The sequence below is a fragment of the Pseudomonas sp. PS01270 genome, from assembly GCF_029959775.1.
In the GTDB taxonomy this organism is placed as follows: Bacteria; Pseudomonadota; Gammaproteobacteria; order Pseudomonadales; family Pseudomonadaceae; genus Aquipseudomonas; species Aquipseudomonas atacamensis.
This window is the reverse complement of record NZ_JASCPT010000049.1, coordinates 1-24,091: the sequence shown is the minus strand read 5'-3', so window position 1 is coordinate 24,091 and position 24,091 is coordinate 1. Positions and strand designations below refer to the sequence as shown.

The 24,091-nt window shown below is 62.7% G+C and carries 8 protein-coding genes; 3 read left to right on the top strand and 5 right to left on the bottom strand.

Features of this window, described 5'->3' with window-relative positions; all coding sequences use genetic code 11:
• The first annotated feature begins 3 nt into the window (after nt 1–3).
• Nucleotides 4–12,318 (top strand): non-ribosomal peptide synthase/polyketide synthase, encoded by a 12,315-nt coding sequence (locus QMX86_RS15260; RefSeq protein ID WP_282390399.1) that lies wholly within the window; start codon nt 4–6, stop codon nt 12,316–12,318.
• Nucleotides 12,319–12,387: 69 nt separating this feature from the next.
• A complete protein-coding gene (locus QMX86_RS15255) occupies nt 12,388–13,350 on the top strand; it encodes an alpha/beta hydrolase (RefSeq protein WP_282385034.1) in 963 nt (320 codons plus the stop codon).
• Nucleotides 13,351–14,161: 811 nt separating this feature from the next.
• Here the strand turns inward: QMX86_RS15255 and QMX86_RS15250 are convergent.
• From QMX86_RS15250 to pvdM, 5 genes are all read right to left on the bottom strand, one after another.
• Nucleotides 14,162–16,645, bottom strand: coding sequence for a TonB-dependent receptor (locus QMX86_RS15250; protein ID WP_282385033.1), 2,484 nt, complete (start codon nt 16,643–16,645; stop codon nt 14,162–14,164).
• Nucleotides 16,646–16,760: 115 nt separating this feature from the next.
• The gene (locus QMX86_RS15245) at nt 16,761–18,410 is read right to left on the bottom strand and encodes a cyclic peptide export ABC transporter (protein WP_282385032.1); all 1,650 of its coding nucleotides are present in this window, start codon (nt 18,408–18,410) and stop codon (nt 16,761–16,763) included.
• A gap of 109 nt (nt 18,411–18,519) precedes the next feature.
• Entirely contained in the window at nt 18,520–19,407 is an 888-nt protein-coding gene (locus QMX86_RS15240) for a formylglycine-generating enzyme family protein (protein WP_122747133.1), read from the bottom strand.
• 36 nt (nt 19,408–19,443) lie between these two features.
• Complete coding sequence (locus QMX86_RS15235; RefSeq protein ID WP_282385028.1) at nt 19,444–20,730, bottom strand: aminotransferase class V-fold PLP-dependent enzyme; 1,287 nt, start codon at nt 20,728–20,730, stop codon at nt 19,444–19,446.
• The gene (pvdM, locus tag QMX86_RS15230; RefSeq protein ID WP_122706857.1) at nt 20,727–22,091 is read right to left on the bottom strand and encodes a pyoverdine-tailoring dipeptidase-like protein PvdM; all 1,365 of its coding nucleotides are present in this window, start codon (nt 22,089–22,091) and stop codon (nt 20,727–20,729) included. Before pvdM ends, QMX86_RS15235 begins: the two co-directional genes overlap by 4 nt.
• 207 nt (nt 22,092–22,298) lie before the next feature.
• Between pvdM and QMX86_RS15225 the strand changes: the two genes are divergently transcribed.
• Nucleotides 22,299–23,924, top strand: coding sequence for a PvdJ/PvdD/PvdP-like protein (locus QMX86_RS15225; protein ID WP_282385023.1), 1,626 nt, complete (start codon nt 22,299–22,301; stop codon nt 23,922–23,924).
• The last annotated feature ends 167 nt before the right edge of the window (nt 23,925–24,091 follow it).

Here is a 24,091-nt window from a genome sequence, read left to right as displayed (position 1 = left end):
CGCGTGCAAGAGTTAATCGAGTCGGTAGGACAACTTTCGGCTAAGCAAAGAAAGGCTCTGGCGGTTCTGCTCAAGCAGAAAGGCGTCAACCTCTTTGACATTGCCCCGGTTTTCAAGCGCACGGCTGAAGAGCCGTTGCTGCTGTCCTACGCTCAGCAGCGCCAGTGGTTCCTCTGGCAGTGGGCACCGCACAGCGCGGCCTACAACATTCCGACGGCCCTGCGCTTGCAAGGGCCGCTGGATGTGCCGGCACTGGAGCGCAGCATCGCGGCGCTGATCGAACGCCACGAAACCTTGCGCACGGTGTTCTCTCAAGACAGCGCGCAACCTTTGCAAGTGGTCCTGCCCGCAGGACCTTTTACCCTCGATATTCATCACCTGAGCGCTGATCTGGCGAATGACCCGGAGCACTCGATCGAGGCTTTCGTTCAGACCCAGAGCCAGAAGACTTTCGATCTGCAGCGCGGCCCGTTGCTGCGGGCCCCGCTGCTGCAGGTCAGCCCCGCTGAGCATGTGCTGGTGCTGACCCTGCACCACATCGTTTCCGATGGCTGGTCGCTGCAAGTGATGATCGAGGAACTGGTGCAGCTCTATGCCGGTTTCAACCTCGGTCACGACGCCGGTCTGCCGGCCCTGCCAATTCAATATGCCGATTACGCCTTGTGGCAGCGCCAGTGGATGGAGGCCGGTGAGCAGGAGCGCCAACTGGCCTACTGGCAGGAAAAGCTCGGCGGCGAACAACCGGTGCTGGAACTGCCGCTGGATCGCCCGCGCGCGGTCGATCAAAGCTTTGCCGGCGCCAGCCATAACCTGATTCTTGATCCGGCGCTGAGCCATGCCCTCAAGGCCTTTGCCCGGCAGGAAAACGTCACCCTGTTCGTGTTGCTGCTGGCTTCGTTTCAGGCCTTGCTGCATCGCTACAGCGGGCAAAGCGACATCCGTGTCGGCGTGCCGGTGGCCAACCGTGGCCGGGTGGAAATCGAGCGCCTGATCGGCTTCTTCGTCAACACCCAGGTGCTCAAGGCGGACATCGACGCAGAGCTGCCGTTTATCGAACTGCTGCGTCAGGTCAAACAGACGGCGCAGGAGGCGCAGGCGCATCAGGACTTGCCCTTCGAGCAACTGGTCGAAGCGCTGGAACCGGGCCGCAGCCTCAGCCACAGTCCGCTGTTCCAGGTGATGTTCAACCACCAGGCCGAGCGCCGTGCGAGCGTCGCCACGCGCCTGAACGGCCTGAACATCGAACCGCTGGAATGGCAGAGCCAGACCGCGCAATTCGACCTGACCCTCAACACCACCGAACAGGCCCATGGCATCGAAGCGGTGCTCAAGTACGCCACTGACCTGTTCGACGCAGCGACCATCGAGCGCCTGGCGCAGCACTGGACCGCGTTGTTGCAAGCGATCGCCGCCGAGCCGAGCCAGCGTATCGGCCAGTTGCCAATGCTCGATGCAGGCCAGCAGCAACAGCTGTTGGCGCAATGGAATCCGCCGCTGATTGAACAACCGCTGACCCAGTGCATCCAGCAAGCCATCGAGCTCCAGGCCGAGCGGCATGCCGATGCGGTGGCGGTGAGCTGTGCCGGGCAACGCCTGACTTACGCCGAGCTCAATCACCGCGCCAACCTGTGGGCGCATACACTGATCGAGCAGGGCGTCGGCCCGGACGTGCGCGTCGGCGTTGCGGTGGAGCGTTCGCTGGACATGATCGTCGCCATTCTCGCGGTGCTGAAAGCCGGCGGCGCCTATGTGCCGCTGGACCCGAGCTACCCGGATGACCGTTTGAGCTACATGATCGACGACAGCGGCATTCACTTGCTGTTGACCCAGGGGCATTTGCTCGGGCAATTGCCGCTGCCGCCGGGGCTGATCTGCCTCGATCTGAATCAGGCGCCGGAACACGGCATCGCAAGCAACCCGCCATGCCTGACCACGCCGGACAATCTGGCCTACGTCATCTACACCTCCGGTTCCACCGGCAAACCCAAGGGCGCGTTGCTGCCGCACGGCAACGTGATGCGCCTGTTCAGCGCTACCGCGCACTGGTTCGAGTTCGGCGCGCAGGACAGCTGGACGCTGTTCCATTCCTACGCGTTCGACTTTTCGGTGTGGGAGATTTTCGGCGCGCTGTTGTACGGCGGCAAACTGGTGGTGGTGCCGCACGATGTCAGCCGTTCGCCGGAGGATTTGTACACGCTGCTGTGCGATGAAAACGTCACGGTGTTGAACCAGACGCCGTCGGCATTCAAGCCGTTGATGCAGGTCGCCTGTGAATCCCCGCGCAGCAACGCCCTGCGTTATGTGGTGTTCGGCGGCGAGGCTTTGGAAGTACAGAATCTGCGTCCGTGGTTTGAGCGTTTTGGCGACCGCACGCCGACGCTGATCAACATGTACGGCATCACCGAAACCACCGTGCACGTGACTTACCGGCCATTGTCGCTGGCGGATCTGCAGAGCAATCACAGCAGCCCGATTGGCGCGCCGATTGTCGACCTGTCGTGGTACTTGCTCGACAGCTCGCTCAACCTGGTGCCGCAAGGCTGCATCGGTGAGTTGTACATCGCTGGCGCCGGTCTCGCTCGTGGTTATCTGAATCAGGCCGGTATGACCGCCACCCGCTTCGTGCCGGACCCGTTCAACCGCGAGGCCGGCCAGCGTCTGTACCGTACCGGCGACCTCGCACGGCTGCGCGGCGACGGGGTGATCGAGTACATCGGTCGTATCGACCACCAAGTGAAGATCCGTGGTTTCCGCATCGAGCTCGGCGAAATCGAAGCGCAACTGCTCAAGCATCCACAGGTGCGCGAAGCGGTGGTGCTGGCGGTGGACGGTCTCAGCGGTCAGCAACTGGCGACCTGGGTCGTACCCAACGAGATGCTGGACGCGGACGAGCAGGGCGCGCTGCGTGATTCGATCAAGGCGCACCTGCGCGAAACCCTGCCGGATTACATGGTTCCGGTCAGTTGGGCGTTCCTCGACCGGCTGCCGCTGACCGCCAACGGCAAGCTCGATCGCAAACAACTGCCGCAGCCGGATGTTGCGCAGGTGCAAGAAGCCTACGCGGCGCCGCGCAGCGAACTGGAACAGCGTCTGGCGGAGATCTGGCAGGACGTGCTCAAGGTCGAACGGGTCGGCCTCCACGATAATTTCTTCGAGCTGGGCGGCGATTCGATCATTTCGATTCAAGTGGTCAGCCGCGCGCGGCAGGCCGGCATTCGCTTTACGCCCAAGGACATTTTTCAGCATCAGACCGTGCAGCGTCTGGCCACCGTCGCGCAGCAGAGCGACGCCGTGCAGACGGAGCAGGGCGAAGTGCTTGGCGACGCGCCGCTGACGCCGATCCAGCAGTATTTCTTCCACAGCGACATCCCGGCGCGGCATCACTGGAACCAGTCGATCCTGCTGACCCCGGCGAAAACCCTGCAAGCCACTGCGCTGCAACAGGCCCTGGCGCAGGTGCAAAAACAGCATGACGCCTTGCGTCTGCGCTATCGCCAAACCGAGCAGGGCTGGCAGCAAAGCCACGGCGCGGCGGATCAGCCACAAGCGTTGTTACGCACTTTCACGCTGGACGACAGCGCGGCATTGCCAGCGCTGTGCCTGGGCCTGCAACGCAGCCTCGACCTGCACAACGGCCCGCTGATCCGCGCGGCGCTGATCGATTTGCCGGACGCCAGTCAGCGTCTGCTGCTGGTAACTCATCACCTGGTGGTCGATGGCGTGTCGTGGCGAATCCTGCTCGAAGATCTGCAAAGCGCTTATCAGCAGATCAGCGGCGGACAGCGCGTGCATCTGCCAGCCAAGACCAGCGCGTTCAAGGACTGGGGTTTGCGCCTGCAAGAACATGCGCGAAGCGCGGCGCTGGGCAGCGAACTGAGCTACTGGCGCGAACAGTTGCGCGACGTTCCGCTCGGTTTGCCGCTGGATAATCCGCAGGGCCAGTTGAACAACCGCTTCGAACGCAGCGTCGACACGCGGCTGGACGCCGAACGCACTCGCCAGCTGCTGCAACAGGCTCCGGCGGTCTACCGCACTCAAGTCAACGACCTGCTGCTGACCGCACTGGCGCGGGTGCTCTGCGAGTGGACCGCTAGCGACAGTGCGCTGGTGCAGCTCGAAGGCCATGGCCGCGAAGACCTCTTCGATGACATCGACCTGAGCCGCACCGTGGGCTGGTTCACCAGCATGTTCCCGGTACGCCTGACGCCAAACGCCAGCCTGGAAAGCTCGATCAAAGGCATCAAGGAGCAACTGCGCGCGATCCCCAACAAGGGCATCGGCTATGGCTTGCTGCGTTATCTCGGCACCGCCGACGCACAAGCGGCGCTGCGTGAACTTGCGCAACCGCAGGTGACGTTCAACTACCTCGGCCAGTTCGATAACAACTTCGATGAAGACGCCTTGTGGCGGCCGGCCACCGAGGACAAGGGCGCCGGTCAGGACGCAAACGCGCCGATGGCCAACTGGCTGACCATCGATGGCCGGGTTTATCAGGGCCAGTTGAGCCTGACCTGGACCTACAGCAGCGACGTCTTCGAAGAAGCGACCATTGCCGCGCTGGCCCGCGCCTACGAAGTGGCACTGAACGAATTGATCGACCACTGCCTCAGCCATGCGGGCGGCCTCACGCCGTCCGATGTGCCGCTGGCCGGTTTGTCCCAGGCGCATCTGGACAGCCTGCCGATTGCCGCCCAGCGCATCGAGGACATTTATCCGCTGGCGCCGATGCAGCAGGGCATTCTGTTCCACAGCCTGTACGACGCCGACCCCAGCGCCTACGTCTATCAGATGCTGCTGGACATCGACGGCCTCGACGTCGCGCGGTTTCAGCAAGCCTGGCAGCGGGTGGTCGATCGCCATGAAGTGCTGCGCGCCGGTTTCATCTGGGGCCGCGATGGCCTCGACGCGCCGTTGCAGGTGATCAATCGCCAACTGACCCTGGAAATGCCGGAAGTCGATGTGCGCGATGCCGCTGATCTGCCAGCAGTGCTTGAAGCACGGGCGCAGGCCGACCGCGAACGCGGCTTCGATCTGCAGAATCCGCCGCTGTTGCGCCTGTGCCTGCTGCGCACTGCCGACGATCGCCATCGACTGATTTTCACTTGTCACCACATCCTCATGGATGGTTGGAGCAACTCGCGGATGTTCGGCGAGGTGCTGCAGGATTACGCCGGCCAGTCGGTGCCGAGCGCGCAGGGTCGCTATCGCGATTTTCTGGTCTGGCTGCAGGGCCAGGACAAGGCTGGGGCGCAGGAATTCTGGCGCGGGCAACTGGCCGAACTCGACGAGCCGACCCGACTGGCCTCGGCCTGCCACGGACGCACCGTGCCGGGGCCGGGCAAACAGATGCATCGTCTGCATTTCGACGAAGCGTTGACCCAGCGTCTGAACGCCTTCTCCCGTCAGCAACAGGTGACCCTCAACAGCCTGGTGCAGGCCGCGTGGCTGCTGGTGTTGCAGCGCTACACCGGGCAGGCCACGGTGGCGTTTGGCGCTACGGTATCCGGGCGTCCGGTGGATTTGCCGGGCATCGAGGAGCAACTGGGGCTGTTCATCAACACTCTGCCGGTGATCGCCAGCCCGCAGGCCAGCCTCAGCGTCGGTGACTGGGTGCGCAGCGTGCAGGACAAGAACCTGCTGTTGCGCGATTACGAGCAGACGCCGTTGCAGGACATTCAGCGTCTGGCCGCATTGAGTGGCGAAGCGCTGTTCGACACTTTGCTGGTGTTCGAGAACTACCCGGTGTCCGAAGCGCTGGAGGCCAATCCGGGCGGGCTGCGTTTTTCCGGTCTGGAGCATCGCGAGCAGACCAACTACGGTCTGACCCTGATTGCCGGCGCCAGCGAAGTGCTCAACCTCGATTTCAACTACCTCACCGAACACTTTGCCGAACGCAGCGTGCTTGCTCTGGCGGCGCATTTGCGTGAAGTGCTCAAGCAATTTATCGCAGCGCCGCAACGGGCACTTGGCGAGATCGGTCTGCTGCCGCTGGCCGAACGGCAGACGCTGGCGCAGTGGAACGACAATCACGCGGCTTATCCGGCCGAGCGATTGATTTCGCAGAGCTTTGAAGCACGGGTCGCAGCACATCCGCAGGCACTGGCGTTGAGTCATGCCGGCGTGGCCCTGAGCTATGGCGAACTGAACCGGCGCGCAAACCAGTTGGCCCGGCATTTGGTGACGCTGGGTGTCAGCGCCGAAGTGCGCGTCGGCGTGGCACTGCCGCGTTCGGCGGAACTGGTGATCGCCCTGATGGCGGTGCTCAAGGCCGGCGGCACCTACGTGCCGCTGGACCCGGACTACCCGGCCGACCGCGTGGCCTACATGCTCGACGACAGCCAGGCGAAAGTCCTGCTGACCCAGCAAGCCTTGCTGGCGCAACTGCCGCCCAGCGAAGCCCACGTGGTGCTGGTCGAGGCCGGCGGCGAGGCGTTCGCCGCGCAAGCGCCGGACAACCTGCCGGCGCGCGCCGACTCGGCCAATCTGGCCTACGTGATCTACACCTCCGGTTCCACCGGCAAACCGAAAGGCGTGGCCATCGCCCATCGCAACGTGCAGGCGCTGATCCAGTGGTCCGCCGAGGTCTACAGCGAGGACGATCTGCAAGGCGTGCTGGCCTCGACGTCGGTGTGCTTCGACCTGTCGGTGTGGGAGATTTTCGTCACCCTGGCGCGCGGCGGATCCATGGTCATGGCACGCAATGCTCTGGAGCTGGCGGACTTGCCCGAGCGTGATCAGGTGCGCCTGATCAACACCGTGCCGTCGGCAATTGCCGCGTTGCAACGCATCGGCCAGATCCCGTCGGGCGTGCGCATCATCAATCTGGCCGGCGAGCCGCTCAAGCAGGCGCTGGTCGACACCTTGTACCGCGAAACTTCGGTCGCCCACGTTTATGATCTGTACGGGCCTTCCGAAGACACCACGTATTCGACCTGGACCCGTCGCGAACTCGGTGGCCAGGCCCATATCGGCCGGCCTTTGCGCAATACCACTGCGTACCTGCTCGATGAGCAATTGCAGCAAGCGCCGGTCGGCATCGCAGCGGAGCTGTATCTGGCCGGTGAGGGCATCACCCGTGGCTATCTGTTGCGCCCGGGCCTGACTGCCGAACGTTTCGTGCCCAACCCGTTGGCGAGCAACGGCGAGCGTATGTACCGCACCGGCGACCTGACGCGTTTCATGGACGACGGCCGTATCGAATACGTCGGCCGCATCGACCATCAGGTCAAGGTGCGTGGCTTCCGTATTGAACTGGGTGAAATCGAAGCGCGTCTGCTGGCCCAGGCCAGCGTGCGCGAAGGCGTGGTGCTGGCGGTGGACGGCGTCGGCTGCCAGCAACTACTGGCTTATGTGGTACCGGCCGAGGCCGATCAAAGCCCCGCGCAACTGGACGCGCTGAGTGCTGAGTTGCAAGCCGCGCTCAAGGCGCATCTGCCGGACTACATGGTGCCGGCGCAGTGGCTGTTCCTCGAACAATTGCCGCTGACACCCAACGGCAAACTCGATCGCAAAGCCTTGCCGGCACCGGATGCCAGCCAGGCGCAACGCGATTATGTCGCGCCGTCGACGCCGCTGGAGCAGCAGTTGGCCGAGGTCTGGCAGGACATTCTGAAGATCGAGCAGGTCGGCGTGACCGACAATTTCTTCGCCCTCGGCGGTGATTCGATCATCTCGATTCAACTGGTCAGCCGCGCGCGGCAGCAGGGCATTTGCTTCACGCCCAAAGACCTGTTCCAGCAGCAGACGGTGCAGAAACTGGCCGCAGTGGTTTCGCTTGCAGACGCGCAATCCGCCAGCGCCGCCGACTACCCGTTGGCGCAACTGGATCAGGCGCAGCTCGATGCCTTGCCGGTGCCGGCGGAGCTGATCGAAGACGTCTATCCGCTGTCGCCGATGCAGGAAGGCATGCTCTTCCACACCCTGTCGGATAACGGCAGCAGCCTTTACGTGCAACAGGTCAGCCTGCCGATCAAGGGCCTCGACGTTGAGCGTTTCCGTCGGGCCTGGGAATTCATCATTGTGCGTCAGGCGATCCTGCGCACCAGTTTCCATTGGCAGGACGGCCTGGCCAAACCGCTGCAGGTCGTCCATCGCCATGCGCCGCTGCAGATGCAGGTGCTCGATTGGCGTGGGCAGGACTGCAGCGAGGCGGCGATTGCCGAGTTCGCCAGCGCTGATCGCGCGCTGGGCTTCGACTTGGCTGAAGCGCGTTTGCAGCGGGTGACCCTGCTGCAGCTGGGCGACGAGCAGTACCAGATGATCTGGACCAGCCACCACATTCTGATGGACGGCTGGAGCAGTTCGCGGCTGTTCGGCGAGGTCTTGCAGTACTACTCCACGGGCGAGGTGACTGGCGAAAACGGCCGCTATCGCGACTTCATCGCCTGGTTGCAGGCGCAGGATCAGGATGCCCAGGAGCTGTTCTGGAAGGCGCGTCTGGCGGTGGTCAACGAACCGACCGCGCTGAGTCAGGCGATGCACCCGCGTCATAGTGCCGACGTTACTGGTCACGATGCGCTCTATTCGAACTGGGACAAAGCGCAGACCGCGCGTCTGCTGGAGTTCTGCCGCGACTTGCGCATCACCCCCAACACACTGATTCAAGGTGCGTGGCTGCTGCTGTTGCAGCGTTATACCGGCCAGCAGACGGTGACCTTTGGCGCCACCGTGTCGGGGCGTCCGGAAAGTCTGCCGAACGTCGGCAACATGCTCGGCCTGTTCATCAACACCTTGCCGATCATTCAGACCCCACAGGCCGATCAGCGTCTGGCCGACTGGCTGGGTGAAGTGCAGGCCTACAACCTAGACATTCGCGATTACTCCCAGGCGCCGCTGGCCGATGTGCAGCGCTGGTCGAACCTCGGTGGGCAGGCGCTGTTCGACAGCATCGTGGTGTTCGAGAACTTCCCGATCGACGAGCGCTTGCAGGAAGAAACCGACACCGAGCTGACCTTCGGCAAATCCATCGGCCATGGCGTGACCAACGTGCCGATGGACCTTGCGGTGATGCTCGGCGATGAATTGTCGATCGAGTACCTGTACCTGCGCAGCCACTTCAGCGCCGAGGCGGTGCAAGGCATTCGCCTGACCCTGGAAAACACCCTCGCGGCGATGATGGCCGCGCCGTATGAGCGACTGGGCAATTTGCAGCGTCTGTCCGCCGAGCAATGGCAAGCGGCGCAGGCCTGGAGCGCGGAGCCGGCGCACCGCCATGAGCCTCGCCTGTTGCCGGAGTTGATCAGCCGTCATGCGCAACAGCAGCCCGACGCGATCGCGGTGCAATGCGCCGGCGAAAGCCTGACCTACGCAGAGCTGGAGCGGCAGGCCAATCGACTCGCGCAGTGCCTGATCGCCCACGGTGCCGGTCCGGAAGTGGTGATCGGCGTGGCGTTGCCGCGCTCGCTGGAAATGCTGGTGAGTTTCCTCGCCGTGCTCAAGAGCGGTGCGGCGTACGTGCCGCTGGACATCGATTATCCGCCCGAGCGCTTGGCGTACATGATCGAAGATTCGCGCATGGCCCTGCTGCTGACGCAAACCAGCCTGCGCGCGACGTTGCCTGCACCACAAGGCGTGCGGCGTCTGGAAATCGATCAACTCGATCGCAGTCTTTACAGCGATGCTGCCCCGGTCTGCGATGTTCACGAGCAGAGCCTGGCCTATCTGGTTTACACCTCCGGTTCCACCGGGCGGCCGAAAGGCGTGGCCGTGACGCAGGGACCGCTGAGCATGCATTGCCAGGCGATCGCCGAGCTGTACGAAATGGACGCGAGCAGTTGCGAGTTGCACTTCATGTCGTTCGCTTTCGACGGCGCTCACGAACGCTGGCTGAGTACCTTGTACAGCGGCGGTCGTCTGGTGATCCGCGACGGTTGTCTGTGGACGCCGGAGCAGACCTATCAGGCCCTGCACGATTACGGCGTGACCATCGCCTGCTTCCCGCCGGCCTATCTCAAACAACTCGCCGAGTACGCCGCCGCCAGTGGCATCGCACCACCGCCAGTGCGCATCTACTGCTTCGGTGGCGATGCGGTGCCGGAGCAGACCTTCGAACAGGTCAAAGCCGCGCTGCGTCCGCAGTTCTTCACCAACGGCTACGGCCCGACCGAAACCGTGGTCACGCCGATGCTCTGGAAAGTCGCCATCAGCCAGCAGTGCGAAGCGGCATACGCGCCGATTGGCCGCGCGGTCGGTGCGCGTTCGCTGTACGTGCTCGACGACGATCTGAATCCGCTGCCGCCGGGTTTTGCCGGTGAGTTGTACATCGGCGGTTACGGCGTCGCTCGCGGTTACTACGGCCGCCCCGATCTGACCGGCGAACGCTTCGTGCCCAACCCGTTTGTGCCCGGCGAGCGCCTGTATCGCAGCGGTGATCTGGTGCGCCGTCGCGCGGACGGCGTGGTCGATTACGTCGGGCGCATCGACCATCAGGTCAAGGTGCGTGGCTTCCGCATCGAGCTGGGCGAAGTCGAGGCCAGCCTGCGTCAGTTGCCGGCGGTCAGCGATGCGCTGGTGATTGCCCGCGACAATGCCTCCGGCAAGCAACTGATCGGTTATGTGGTCACCGCCACGGGTGATGATATCGGCGATGAACTCAAGGCCGGGCTGCGTGCTTCGCTGCCGGAATACATGGTGCCGGCGCAGATCGTCTGCCTCAGCGCATTCCCGGTCACGCCCAACGGCAAACTTGATCGCAAGGCACTGCCGGAGCCGGAGTTCAAAAGCGACGAATATGTTGCCCCGCGCACCGAGCAGGAGCGCCTGCTGGCGGAAATCTGGGCGCAGGTGTTGCAGGTCGAGCAGGTCGGTATCAGCGATAATTTCTTTGAACTGGGCGGCGATTCGATCCTCAGCCTGCAAGTGATCTCGCGGGTGAGAAACCACCCGACGCTGCAGATGGAGCTGAAGCTGCGCGATCTGATGCGCTATCAGACCATCGCCGGCATTCTCGAGCAGCAAGTGGCGAAGGAGGGCGCCGGGCAAGCGCTGCCGGACCTGACTCAGGTTGCCGCAGAGGGCGCGTTCAATCTGCTGCCGATCCAGCAATGGTTCTTCGCCGAAGGCATGGCCGAGGCGCATCACTACAACCAGTCGTTGCTGCTCAGCGCACGTCAACCGCTGGATCTCGATGCACTGGAACAGGCACTGGGCTTGATCGAACAACATCACGATTCGCTGCGCCTGCGTTTTTCCAACGACGGCGGGCGCTGGTTGCAGCGCTATAGCAGCAGCGCCTCCGACGAGGCTGTGCTGTGGCGCCGCGAAGCGCAAAGCAGCGAAGAGGTCGAAGCCTTGGCCAACCTCGCGCAGCGCAGCCTCAAACTCGATGACGGGCCGGTCTGGCGGGTCATGCATGTGGCCTTGCCGGATGGCCAGGCGCGGTTGCTGGTGGTGATTCATCACCTGGTGGTCGACACCGTGTCGTGGCGGATTCTGCTCGACGACCTGAAAGTCGCTTATGAGGCGTGCGTACAGGGGCAGCCACCGCAGCTGCCGATTCGTACCAGCAGTTACCGTTCGTTTGCCGAAGCGTTGCAGGCGCAGGCGCCGGTGATTGCCGAGCAGGAATTGAACTATTGGCTGGAGCAACTGGATCAACCGGGCGTTGATCTGACATGCGACAACCCGCGCGGCAAGAACCTTGTGCGGCAACAGGCGCAGGCACGGCTCAAGCTTTCCCGCGAGCACACCGAACAACTGCTCAAACAGGCCCCGGCGGTGTACGGCACGCAGATCAACGACTTGCTGCTGTCGGCGCTCAGCCGCGCCCTGTGCCGCTGGAGTCAGCAACCGTCGGCGCTGATTCTGCTTGAAGGTCACGGTCGCGAAGACCTCTTCGAATCGATCGACCTGAGCCGCAGCCTCGGCTGGTTCACCAGCATGTTCCCGGTGCGTTTACGCCCGGACAGCGACGACATCGGCCAGTCGATCATCGATGTGCAGGCGCAACTGGCGGGCGTACCGCAGAAGGGCATCGGCTACGGCGTGTTGCGTCATCTGGCCGGGCCGGACATTTCGGCGCAACTGGCCGGATTGCCGCAGGCACGGGTGACGTTCAATTACCTCGGGCAGTTCGACCAGAGCTTCGATGAACAGGCGTTGCTGGTGCCGGCACTGGAAGAGACCGGCGACAACTACAGCCTCAAGGCGAACCTGGGCAACTGGCTGGAAATCGTCGGCCAGGTCTATGACGGGCAACTGGCGTTGCGCTGCATCTACAGCAGCCAGCGTTACCGCGCCGGCACCATGGATGCGCTGATGAGCGATTACCAGCGCGAGCTTGAAGCGTTGATCGAACATTGCATGGCGCGGGTGGGTTGATCGCCCGGCCTTTTGCGCGGGCGCTGCTCAGGCGCGCCCGTCCTATTGCGGATACAAGGATTTTCAACGATGTCGTTACACCCTGATCTGGAAGCTTTCCTCGACCTGGCGCAAGACAGCCAGGACGCCGGCCTGCCGGCCATGCACCAACTGACCCCGAGCGAGGCCCGCGCCACCTTCGAACAGACCACCGCGCAACTGCGCTGGCCGGCGCCGCAGGATTTTGAAGTCACCGAGATCGAAACACAGGCCCGTGACGGCGCGGCACTGGCGTTGCGTTTGTATCGGCCCAACGGTGTTGAATCGCCGCTGCCGGTGCTGGTGTATTTCCACGGTGGCGGATTTGTCGTTGGCAGTCTGGATTCCCACGACGGTGTCTGCCGCGAGCTTTGCCAGCGCACGCCGTGTGCGGTGCTCTCGGTCGGTTATCGACTGGCGCCGGAGCATCGCTTTCCGACAGCGCTGGAGGATGGCGAGGACGCTTTGGCCTGGCTGGCCGAACAGGCTGCGAGCCTCGGCCTGGATGGTTCGCGCGTTGCGTTTGGTGGCGACAGCGCGGGTGCCACGTTGGCGACGGTGCTGGCGATTCAGGCGGTGCGGCAGCCGCACACGGTGGCTATCGCGCCCAAGGCGCAGTTGTTGTGTTATCCGGTGACCGATGCTTCGCGGGTGCATGATTCGCGGCTGTTGTTTGGCGAGGGGTATTTGCTCGAGAACGACACGCTGGAGTGGTTTTATCAGCACTATGCGCGAGGGCCGGAGGATTATCTGGATTGGCGTTTTTCGCCGTTGCTGGCGGAGGATCTGCATGGGGTGGCGCCGGCCATTGTGCTGCTCGCCGGGTTTGATCCATTGCTGGATGAGGGGCAGGCTTATGTCGACAGGCTGCGCGGGCAGGGGGTTGAGGTCGAGGTCGAGGTTTGTGCCGGGTTGACTCATGATTTGTTGCGGTTGGGGACGGTGGTGCCTGGGGTTCTGGAGGTTTATTTGCGGGTGGGTGGGGAGCTTGCGCGGGCTCTTGAGATTGGGTGAATATCCGTTGCTTCGGTAGCGGCTGCTGGCGGTTTCGCCTGACGGCGACTTACTTTTTTACAAGCGCCCGGAATGCCGGCCCAGAAAAAAAATAAGCAAAAAACGCTAGCTCCTACGTTCGGCCCTCGCAGGCTCGGGTCCCTTCGCTCCGGGATCGATCCGGGCGCAGCGGCTCCGGTTTGCTTCGCTGCACCTACACTCGCTGTGTTTGGCTGCGCCAAACGGTCGCTGCGCTCCCACGCCCGGATCAATCCCTCCACTCAGCCTTCCGACGTCGCCGGTGGATCAAAAGCAAGATCAAAAGCACTCGAGCTAACGCTCATTGTTGAGTGGTGAAAAGCGTGTGGTCTGCTTTGGATCTGTGTTGGATTCGCCCCTCATCGGAACGCCGCCCGCCCAGCCCTCTCCCGAGGGAGAGGGAGCCGATTTGCGGGCTTTTCAGTATCTGCATTCGACTCGATATCGCAAGTCGGCGTATTTCGCCTGAACACCTCGGTCAGTCCCCTCTCCCTCCGGGAGAGGGCTAGGGTGAGGGGCTTTTGCTCTGGCTCTTGATCTTTTGCCCCTTCGGCAGGCTGCGCCCGGATCGGTCCCGTAACGAAGGTACCCCGAGCCCCAGCGAGCGGGCCGTACGCCGGGGCAAAGCCTTTTGGGTTACCTTTTCGCTGGGCCGGCACTCCGGCGTTTGGAAAAAGTGACCCGCCGTAAGGGCGGAACCTTAAGTAGCCTTCACCGCAGCAAAGGATATGCCCCCAATCCCAAAAATCAAAAAGCCCCGCCAAAGCGGGGCTTCTAAACAACATCAGACCAATCAGAAATCAGCCTTCACCGACATCACAAAATTGCGCGGATCCCCGTAGAAGTTACCGAACCCCTCGGTACCAATGGTCGCGTAATAACGCTTGTCGAACAGGTTGTTGCCGTTCAACGCCACCGACCAGGTGTCATCAATCCGATAACCAATGCGACCGTTCCAGACCGCATAACCCGCGCCGTCGACATTGTCCCCGCCCAGAGGCGAAACCCGGTAGGTGCCTGTCTGCGCATTGACACCCGCACCAATGGTCACACGGTCCAGCGGTCCGCTCAGGGCGTAATCACCCCAAACGCGCAACAGGTGACGCGGCACGTAGGAGTTGTAGACCGCGCCATCCTGAGTGGCGTCGGCATCTTCCAGCACCTTGGTCTGGGTGTAGGTATAACCGGCCAGCAATTGCAGGCGGTCGATCACTTCACCGCTGACTTCAGCTTCAAAGCCCTGGGCGCGGACCTTGCCGGAGTTGATCTGGCAGGAGCTGTCTTCGCACCGCAGGTCATCCTGGGCCGCGTCTTTCTGGATGGTGCGGAACAGGTTGAACGTGGTGTTCAAGCGACCGTCGTACCATTCACCCTTGATCCCCAATTCGTAGCTCTGGCCAATCAGCGGCTTGAGCGTGCTGCCGTCGATGGTTTTGTACGAGCCTTGCGGGGTGAAGATGTCGGTGTAGCTGGCGTAGGCGGTCAGGTTGTCGTTGAGGTCGTAGAGCAGGCCGGCGAACGGCGTGACCTGGCCGCTTTCGGTGGACTGGGTGTTGACCTCGGTGCCTTCGCCGCGGAAGTACTGCACCGAGTCGGTGTCGGATTTGTACCAGCTGACCCGGCTGCCGAGTACCAGGGTCATCGGGTCGGCGAGTTTCAGGCGGGCGATCGAGTAGGCGCCGTATTGCTTGATGTGCATGTCCACCGGGCCGCCACGGGAGGCGTTGGCCAGGTAGTAGCTTTCATCCGGCTGCGGGATGTTGTGGTTCGGGTTGAACACGTTCTGGCGCTGTGGCAATGCCGCCACTGCGTAGAAGTCGTCCTTGTGCGAACGGCTGGCGTTGGCGCCGACGATCAGTTCGTGCTGCTGGCCGAAAGCGTCGAATTTGCCGTCGACGTAAGCATCGAAACCGTAGTCGCGCTGATCGTAGTCATAGGTACTGCCGAGCATCAGCGTATTGGTGGCTGTGGCGCCCAACGGCACTGTGCCGCTCGGGAAGGAATATTCCATGTCCTGGGTGTTGCGCGAGTAGACACCGGCAACTTTCAGCGACCAGTCATCGTTGAACTGGTGTTTGACGTCGGCGAAGTAGGTGGCGCGTTTGCTGCGCTGGTTGTTCCACGAGGTGTTCAGGCAGGTGGAGCGTTTCAGGTGCAGGTCGGAGCCGTCGGCGTAGCGCGGCAGGCCGCCCCAGCACGGGGTGGCGTCGACGTCTTCATAGGCCATGCCCAGACCGAGGGTGGTGTCGGGGCTGAGGTCGAAGTCCAGGGCGCCGTAGTAGATCTGATCACGGCGTTCAGCCACGTCGTAGAAATACTTACGGGTCTGCTGCGTCACCACGGCGCGGCCACGGACAGTGCCGGCGTCGTTCAGCGGGCCGCCGGTGTCGACCTGGCCGCGATAGTTGTCCCAGGTCCCGGCCGACAGCGACAGCTGCGTGTGCGGGGTGTCCTGGCCGCGCTTGCGCACGAAGTTGACGCCGCCGGCGGTGCCGCCCGCGCCCTTCATCATGCCGGCCGCGCCGCGGAGGATTTCCACGCGGTCGTAGATGGCCATGTCACTGTTGAAGCTGTCCGCCTGCACGTAGCTGCTGCCGATGTCCAGCGGTACGCCGTCGTACTGGTACTGGCCGGTCATGCGGAAACCGCGCGAGTAGAAATATTTGCCGCCCATTGGCGAGTCGTAGACGGTGATGCCCGGGGTCTTCTCCATCACCTGTTCGATGGTGTTGAGGTTCTGGTCGTCGAGCATCTTGCGGGTCATCACCGTGACCGACTGCGGCGTTTCCTTCAGCGAGTGCACGCCTTTGCCGATGGTCACGCCGCCGGTGGTGTAGGAGTTGCTGCCTTCGGTGGTGGCGCCGAGGCGGTTGGCGTTGACGTTGGTCGGCGCCAGCTCCATCGCGCTGCCGCCAGTGGCCGGGCCGAGCACGGTGACGGTGTTGCCGTCACGCTGATAGCGAATGCCGGTGCCGCTGAGCATGGCTTTCAGCGATTCGTCATCCTGATAGCGGCCGTTGAGGGCGCTGGAGCGCAGGCCTTGCAGGCTTTCCGGGCTGTAGACGATTTGCAGGCTGGTCTGCTGACCGAGGGTTTGCAGGGCCTGGGCCAGCGGTTGGGCCGGGATGTTCAGGGTCCATTCCTGGGCCTGGACATACGGCGCTGCCGCGAGGCTCAGTGCCAGACCCAGGCCGCTACCGGCCAGGCGTGTGCGGGTCGCGCCGTGCATCAGCAGGGCTCGAGTCAGAGGGCGAAGCATGAAACGGGATGCGGACATGAGGTTAAGACCTTGGCAGGTATAGTTGTTAATGGTTCTTATTCATCTCATTAAGACGAGGAAGCCGCGGCAAACCGGAAAAGTTTTTTCTCCGGCCCGGTCGCGGCTGCCTCGATCAAGCGGTTTGCAGTTCGCTTCTGACCTTGCCGGCCTCCATGCGCACCAGTTGATCGGCGACGTCGAAGTAACGGTCGTCGTGGGAAATCACGATGATGGTTTTGCCCAGACGCTTGAGGTCGGGCAGCAGCTCGGTATAGAAGATCCGCCGGAAGGTCGGGTCCTGATCCGCCGCCCATTCATCGAACACCAGCACTGGGCGCTCTTCGAGCCAGGCGTTGACCAGTGCCAGGCGTTTGCGCTGGCCGGTGGACAGGTCGGTGGTGCTGAACGCGCCGTCGCGCACGCTGACCTTGTGCGCAATCTCCAGACGTTCGAGGTAGCGGGTGGCATCCTGCGGCACTTCACGATCGCCCTGAATCAGATCATCGAACAGGTAGTAGTCGGCGAAGATCGTCGTGAAGTTCTGCCGGTAATCATCGCGATTGACCGCAGTGATCGGCTTGTCGTTAACGCGAATTTCGCCCTCGGTCGGCGCGTACAGGCCCAGCAGCAATTTGATCAGCGTGGTCTTGCCGCAGCCGTTCTCACCGACGATAAACACAATGTCGCCCTGTTCGATGCGCAGGTTCACCGGGCCGAGGCGGAACGGCTCGCTGCCTTCCACGGGCGGGAAGGCGTAGCGCACGTTGCGCAGTTCCAGGCTGTTGACGGCGGCTGGCTTGCTGCCCTGATCCTGCAGCAACAGGTGCGGCTCCGGTGAGGAGAACTGTTCGCTGAGTTCGGCAATGCGGCGGAAGGCAATCTGCGCGCGGCTGATGATCGGCAGGGTGCTGATCAGGTGCTCCAGCGGCCCCTTCATGTACAGCAGCACCAGAACGAAACCGCTCATCACCGCTTTGTCGGCACTCGGCCACAGCGATTGCAGGGCCAGGGCAATGCCGATGACGACGAAGAACAGCATCGAGCCAAACGACTTGGCGATGACGAAGGTGTTGATCGATCTGATCTGGGTGTCGCAGATTTTCTCGGCGGTTTTCTGAATGCCGGCGACGAACATGCGCTGGCGGCGCGGGCGGTGAATGCGCAGTTCCTTGGCGCCTTCGGCAATTGCGTTGTAGTGCTTCTGCAGTTCGTCTTCGGAATCGCGCGCGGCGTAGAAACCGCGCATGCCCTTGGCCCGCGCAATCGCCTGGATGGTGGTGCCGATGGCGATGGCCACCAGCATCATCAGAAACATCGGCCACGACAGCATGGCCAGGTAGCCGAGGCAGCCAAGGGTCACGGTCATGGAAATCGCCAGCGGCGCGAAGGCGAAGGCGAAGTCGCTGATGGTGTCGACGTCGTGGGTCAGCACCGGAATCAGGCGATGGCTGCGATAGCGTTCGATCTGATCGATCGGCGCCGACAGGACTTTCTCCCCCAGCTCTTTGCGCAGTTTGGCGATGATGTGCTGGCCGACGTAGTTGGTGCCGATGTCCGACAGGATCGTGGTCAGCAGGGCCAGGGCACAGAGGCCGGCGAAGATCATCACCACCGTGCGGGTCAGGCCGTCATCGGAATGCAGGGCGTTGTTGATGGTCGCCAGCAGCACGGTGACGCTCAGGCCGCCGAGCATGCCGAGCACGATGGACGCCGAGACGATCAGGCGGAAGGGCTTGAGCAGGGCGAACAATTCGTTGATCGCCCCACGCGTAGGCTTGGTCATGGAGGATTCCTGCTTCGATGCGGAGGGAGTGCCGCTACTTAAGGAAAACGAATGGTCGCGGAGTTTCTTTAACCGAGCGCAGGCGTGGCTGCGCTCGTCGAGGGCGGGATCAGAGGTCGCGTACTACGCGAAAGCCCAGCCAGTCGCCCTTGCTGGTCGGCCAGCTGCTGTTGCGGTTGCCCGAGCGCGAGAAGATCGGCGCCTCGCCCCAGTCATTGCCGCGCATGACCTGGCGTTCGCAGTTTTCCTGGGTCCATGGGCGACCGTCGGCGGGCACGCCGGAGTAGTCCGGGTGATAGCAATCGGCGGTCCATTCGTAGACGTTGCCGTGGGCGTCGAACACGCCAAACGCATTGGCCGGGAAGGTGCCGGCCGGCGAGGTGAAGTTGTAGCCATCGGCTGCGCCGTAAGTGTTGGCGTGCCTGGAAATCTGGTAATCCTTGCCCTCATCGAACGGGAACGGGAAAGGCCCGGCGCTGCCGCCCCGGGCGGCGTATTCGCGGATCGATTCGCTTTGCAGGCGATAGGCGTGGCCGGTCTTTTTCGACAGCCAGTCGATGTAGCCCTGGGCTTCGGCGACGTTCATGCACACCGCCGGATCGCGGGGCGTCTGTTTGAATTCCGGCTTGCCGGCGGTGCAACGGCGGCCCGGGCGATCATCGAAGTCGTAGGGCTTGTTGCCGGTCTCGCGCACATAGGCGTCCCATTCGCCCACCAGCACCTGCGAGCGGCTGATAGCGAACGGTTTGCTGAAGGTCACGGTGTGCAGCGGGCCTTCGTCGGGTTGGCGGCCGACTTCATCGTCCGGCGTGCCCATGGTGTAGCTGCCGGTTGGCAACACGACCATTTCCGGGCAGTCCTTGCAGTCCTTGAACACTTTGCCCGCAGCGGGCGCGGTCGCCGCCAGCGCGCTGCCGGGTAACAGCGCAGCGCAGAGGGCGCTTAGCGCCAGTGCGGGCAGGGCTTTGGAGAGGAGTGACGCGTGAGGCTTTTTCATGGGTCGTCTCTTTAAAAGGAAAACGGCAGTCGAGGGTCAGGCACGCAGCTTTTTGCCGAGGATGTCCATGAAGCGATCCACTTCGGCTTCGTTGTTGAGCAAGCCCGGTGCGGTGCGAATCACCGGCCCGACGTCGCGGCTGACCGCGTCGCAGATCACCCGGTTCTGCATCAGCCAGGCGGCCACTGCGTCGCTGTCCTGGCCCTTGATCCGGAAGAAGGTGAAGCCGGCGGAGAACTGCGAGTCGAGCGGGGTCACCAACTCGATATTGCGGTGCTCTTGCAGGCGTTGCTTGAGGTAACTGTTGAGCTGATGAATGCGCGTCTCCACCTCGGCCTTGCCCAGTTGCAGGTGCAACTTGAAGGCTTCGTCCAGCGCCCAGCGATGCTCGAAAGCGTGGTAGCCGCCCGGGGTCATGATGGTCGAGAAAGCCGTGGCCTCGGAGAAGGTCGGCACGCTGGGGCTGACGTATTTCAGTTCTTCGGTGCGGCTGCAGACGATGCCGGTGCCGCGCGGGCCGAACATCCACTTGTGCGTGCCGGCGATGAAAAAGTCGCAGTTCATCTGCGGGAAACTCACGTCGTCGACGCCAAATCCGTGCACGCCATCGACCACGTAGATCAGCCGATCCTGATCGGCACGCTGGCGGTTGTGCTCGTCGACCAATTGCGAGATTTCGCGGATCGGCAGCTTCACGCCGCTGCCCGAATGCACCCAGGTCATGCCCAACACGCGGGTTTCGGGGCGGATGTTGCGATTGATCGTGTCGAGCACCTGATCCATAGAAATGCTCTGCGGGGTTTCGAACAGCTTGAGTTTGCGCACGCGCGTGCCGTCACGCCGGCTGCGGAAATCGAGAATATTGCGCGTCGAGTAGTGCTCGTGAACCGTGGTGAGGATTTCCTGATCCGCGCGCACCTGCACACTGCCGTAGATCATCGCCAGACCTTCGGTGGTGCTGCCGGTCAGGGCGATCTGCGCCGGTTTGGCTTGCAGATACTGGCCGGCCCAGTGGCGCACGTTTTCTTCGCGCTTCTCGGTGACGCCCAGATCCCAATCCATCGCCAGACCCGGATTCAGATCCAGCGCCGCGCGATGGCGCTCGATGGCTTCGCGCACCGGTTTGGGGTGCGAGGTGACGAGGAAATTGGCGAAGTGAATCGCCTGAGGATCCTGATCGAACATTTGACGCAACTGCGCCCATTTGTCCCGCGAGGCATTCGGCACGGCAGCGACGGCCGCCGGTGCAGTCAGGCTGGCGCCCAGGGGCAGGGCGGCGGCGAGCAGGCCGGCCTGTTTCAGAAAAGTGCGACGATCGGTCATGGTCGCGCCACCTCCTGGCGTGACGCCAGCGCCGGTTTCGCGGCTTTTTGCACCTGATCCCAGACGCGCATGAAGTTGCCGCCCCAGAGCTTGGCGATGTCCGCTTCGGAGTAGCCGCGCTGCAGCAGTTCGGCGGTGACGTTGCGGATCTCGCCGACGTTTTCCCAGCCCTTGATGCCGCCGCCATCGTTGAAGTCAGAAGCAATGCCGACGTGGTCGATACCGATCTTGCGTACCGTGTAATCGATGGCGTCGCCGAAGTCCTTGAGAGTGGCTTTCGGTTCTTCTTCGAGGATCGCGTAGAGGCCGCTGGCGTATTGGCCGAGCTTCTGTTCCGACCAGGCGGTGATGATCGGATCGCCCGGCATCAGCGCCATGGCCAGATTAGGCAGTGGCGGCAGATCGAAGCGCGCACGCAGCGCATTGAGTTTGTCCTGCGTGCCCTGGGTCAGCGGTTTCAGGTACTGCGAGAAGGCGACGACCTGCACCACGCCGCCACTGTTCTTGATCAGTTGCAGTTCTTTGTCGCTGAGGTTGCGCGGGATATCCACCGCCGCCCGGGGCGCCGAGTGCGAGGCCACCAGCGGTGTACGGCTCAGTTCGGCGACTTGCTCGAGGGCCTTGGTCGACATCTGCGAAACATCGATGATCACGCCCAGATCGTTCAAGCGCTGCACCGCTTGTTTACCGATGTCCGACAGACCATCGAGGGCATCGGGCGAGTCATTGAAAAACGGCAGCGGCCGCGACGAGTCGGCCCAGCTGTTGTTGCCGATGTAACTGAAACCGAACATGCGCATACCGCGCCCGGCCCACAGGTCGAGCTTGCTCAGGTCATTGCCCAGTGGATAGGCGTTGAGCATGCTGATGAAAATCGCAAACTTGCCTTCGCCGTGCAGGCGGCGGAAATCATCCGGTGTGTAGGCGATGCCGGCCTGATTGGGGAAGTCGCGGACAATCCCGGAAATGATCTTGTAGCGCACCTCCTGCTGATTGCGCGCTTCTTCGACAAAACCCTCGGTCGGACGGTGCGGGGCGTTCGGGCCGTTCCACATTTCCGGCCAGCCGAACACCGTCAGCGCCGCGCCGGACAGGCGTCCGCGATTGGCCTTGATGAGGTCGAACTGGCCCGGGCCATCCTTGTCAGCTTCGTGGTCGTGGCTGCCGAAACTCAGCGGCACGGTGATGTGGCTGTCGAACGACAGCAGGCGGTCCTGCAACTCCGTCGCCTGTTTCATCACCTTCACCGGATAGCCGGGGTTGTTCCAGTAATCCCAGGCCAGAAATCCTGCGCCGGCACTGATCGCCAGGGCCAGCGGCAGGCCGATGAATAGAGCCTTTTTCCAACGCGGTTTTGTCATTGCCATCTCATTCAGGTTCGCCGTCGAGGTACAGGCGCAGGGGCCTTTGCTATCTGGGAAGAACGAGTGGCTGCACGGCTAATTTAGGTGTGCGTTACAAATGCCCGGCAGCGGCGCAGGGATGTTTTGCCGGCGGCGTAAATTTCCCCGCCGAGCAAACGTTCTAGCTTGGATAAAGCCTGCTTCATGGCTGACACAGGTAGGGCAATGACGATCTCTCGACGCTGGTTCATGGCGGGCATGGCACTCACGGGCGCCGCGCTGCCTGCCGCTTTTTATGCACATCGTGAACTGACTCGCGAGGAGTTTCCGATCACCCCGGGCGAGGCCACGGTCGATCTGGCGGACACCGCCGGGCAACAGCTGGCGGACAATTTGCGTGGGGTCTGGGACATTCGCTTTACCGGTGCGGCGGCGGGGCTTGATGGTCTGCCGGCGCAAGGCCTGGAGCTGTTTCTCGACATCGCCCATCGTGGGCGCGGCTTGCGCGGCTATCTCGACACCGGAGCGAATCTGCGTGCCGAAGGGCCTGTGCGTTATCAAGTCATTGGCGATCTGGCACCGGGCAACGGCGCCGAGATGTATTGGCGCCTGCTGCGCACCGATTCGCCACTTGCGCCGCCGGTGTATGAATTCAAAGTCAAACTGGATGAAGTCTGGGCGGCGTTCGGTAATGCCGGCAGCGCCACGTTCACCGGGCAAGTGCTGCGTCTGGACCGGTCGTTGGCGTTGCCCGAGCTGGACAATCATTTCATCGCTATCAAGCGGCGTTTTCCCGAGGCCCGTGAACGCACCGGGCTTAATCCGCAACTGTTGGCCTGGCTGGTGGCGCCCGAGCATCGGTTGTTCCACCAGCTCTGGCACGCCACCCGCGACAAGTGGCACAAGCTCTCGGAGAAAAAACGCGAATCGCTGCGCGGCATCGGCTGGCAGCCCGGGCCACGTGACAAGGAACGCGACGCCCGTGGGCCAAGCAAGGATCGCAATGGCTCGGGCGTGGATTTTTTCTTTATGCACCGGCACATGCTTGGCATCGCCCGCTCGATGCAGGATTTGCCATCGTGGCCGGCGTTCCCGCAGCCGCAGCCTGAGCTGGAGCGGGACCGCCAAGGCTTCGCGCGTTATTTCGACAACCACGACGGCAACTCACTGCCGCCGACCTGGCTGGCCGAGGGTGATGACGAGTACACCAAATGGGTCAGCGACATCAAAGCGGCGGAGACTTTCCAGAGCAATTTCCTGGTATGGGAATCGCAGTACCGTGACCCGCGCTACTTGTCGAAATTGACCCTTGGCCAGTTCGGTTCGGAAGTCGAACTGGGCCTGCACGACTGGCTGCACATGCGCTGGGCCTCGGTGGCGCGTGATCCGTCCAATGACATTCCGGTGCCGATGGCGCGCGATCAGGCGGACTTCGCCGCGCGCTGGTATGCGCCGGAAAACGACTTTCTCGGCGACCCTTTTTCCTCCCATGTGAACCCGGTGTTCTGGCGCTTTCATGGCTGGATCGATGATCGCCTGGAAGACTGGTTCCGCGCCCATGAACGTTTTCATCCGGGCGAAGTGAGCCGTCTGGAAGTCAACGGCGTGCCATGGTTTGCACCGGGGCGCTGGGTGGAAGTCGCCGACCCCTGGCTCGGCCCCGACACCCACGGCTGCAGCACCGTGCCCGGCCTGCAAGCGGGGCGATCCGTGGAGATGGACCCGGAAACCATGAAACTGGCGCTGCGTATCACTTTTGGCGACGAAGACAACATGACCGAACTGTTCCGCAAAGTGCCACAGCGCCCTTGGTATGCGCGGCACCTGAAGGTCAAGGGCCGACAGCTCTAGATTGGTTCAACACACACATATTCAGAATAGTTCGCAATCCCCTTGTGGGAGCGAGCCTGCTCGCGAAGGCGGTGTGTCATTCAGATGCATCAGTGCCTGACAGGACCCCTTCGCGGGCCCGCGCGGGCCCCCCAAATTAAATAGGTGAGGGGCGCAAATTTAGGGCC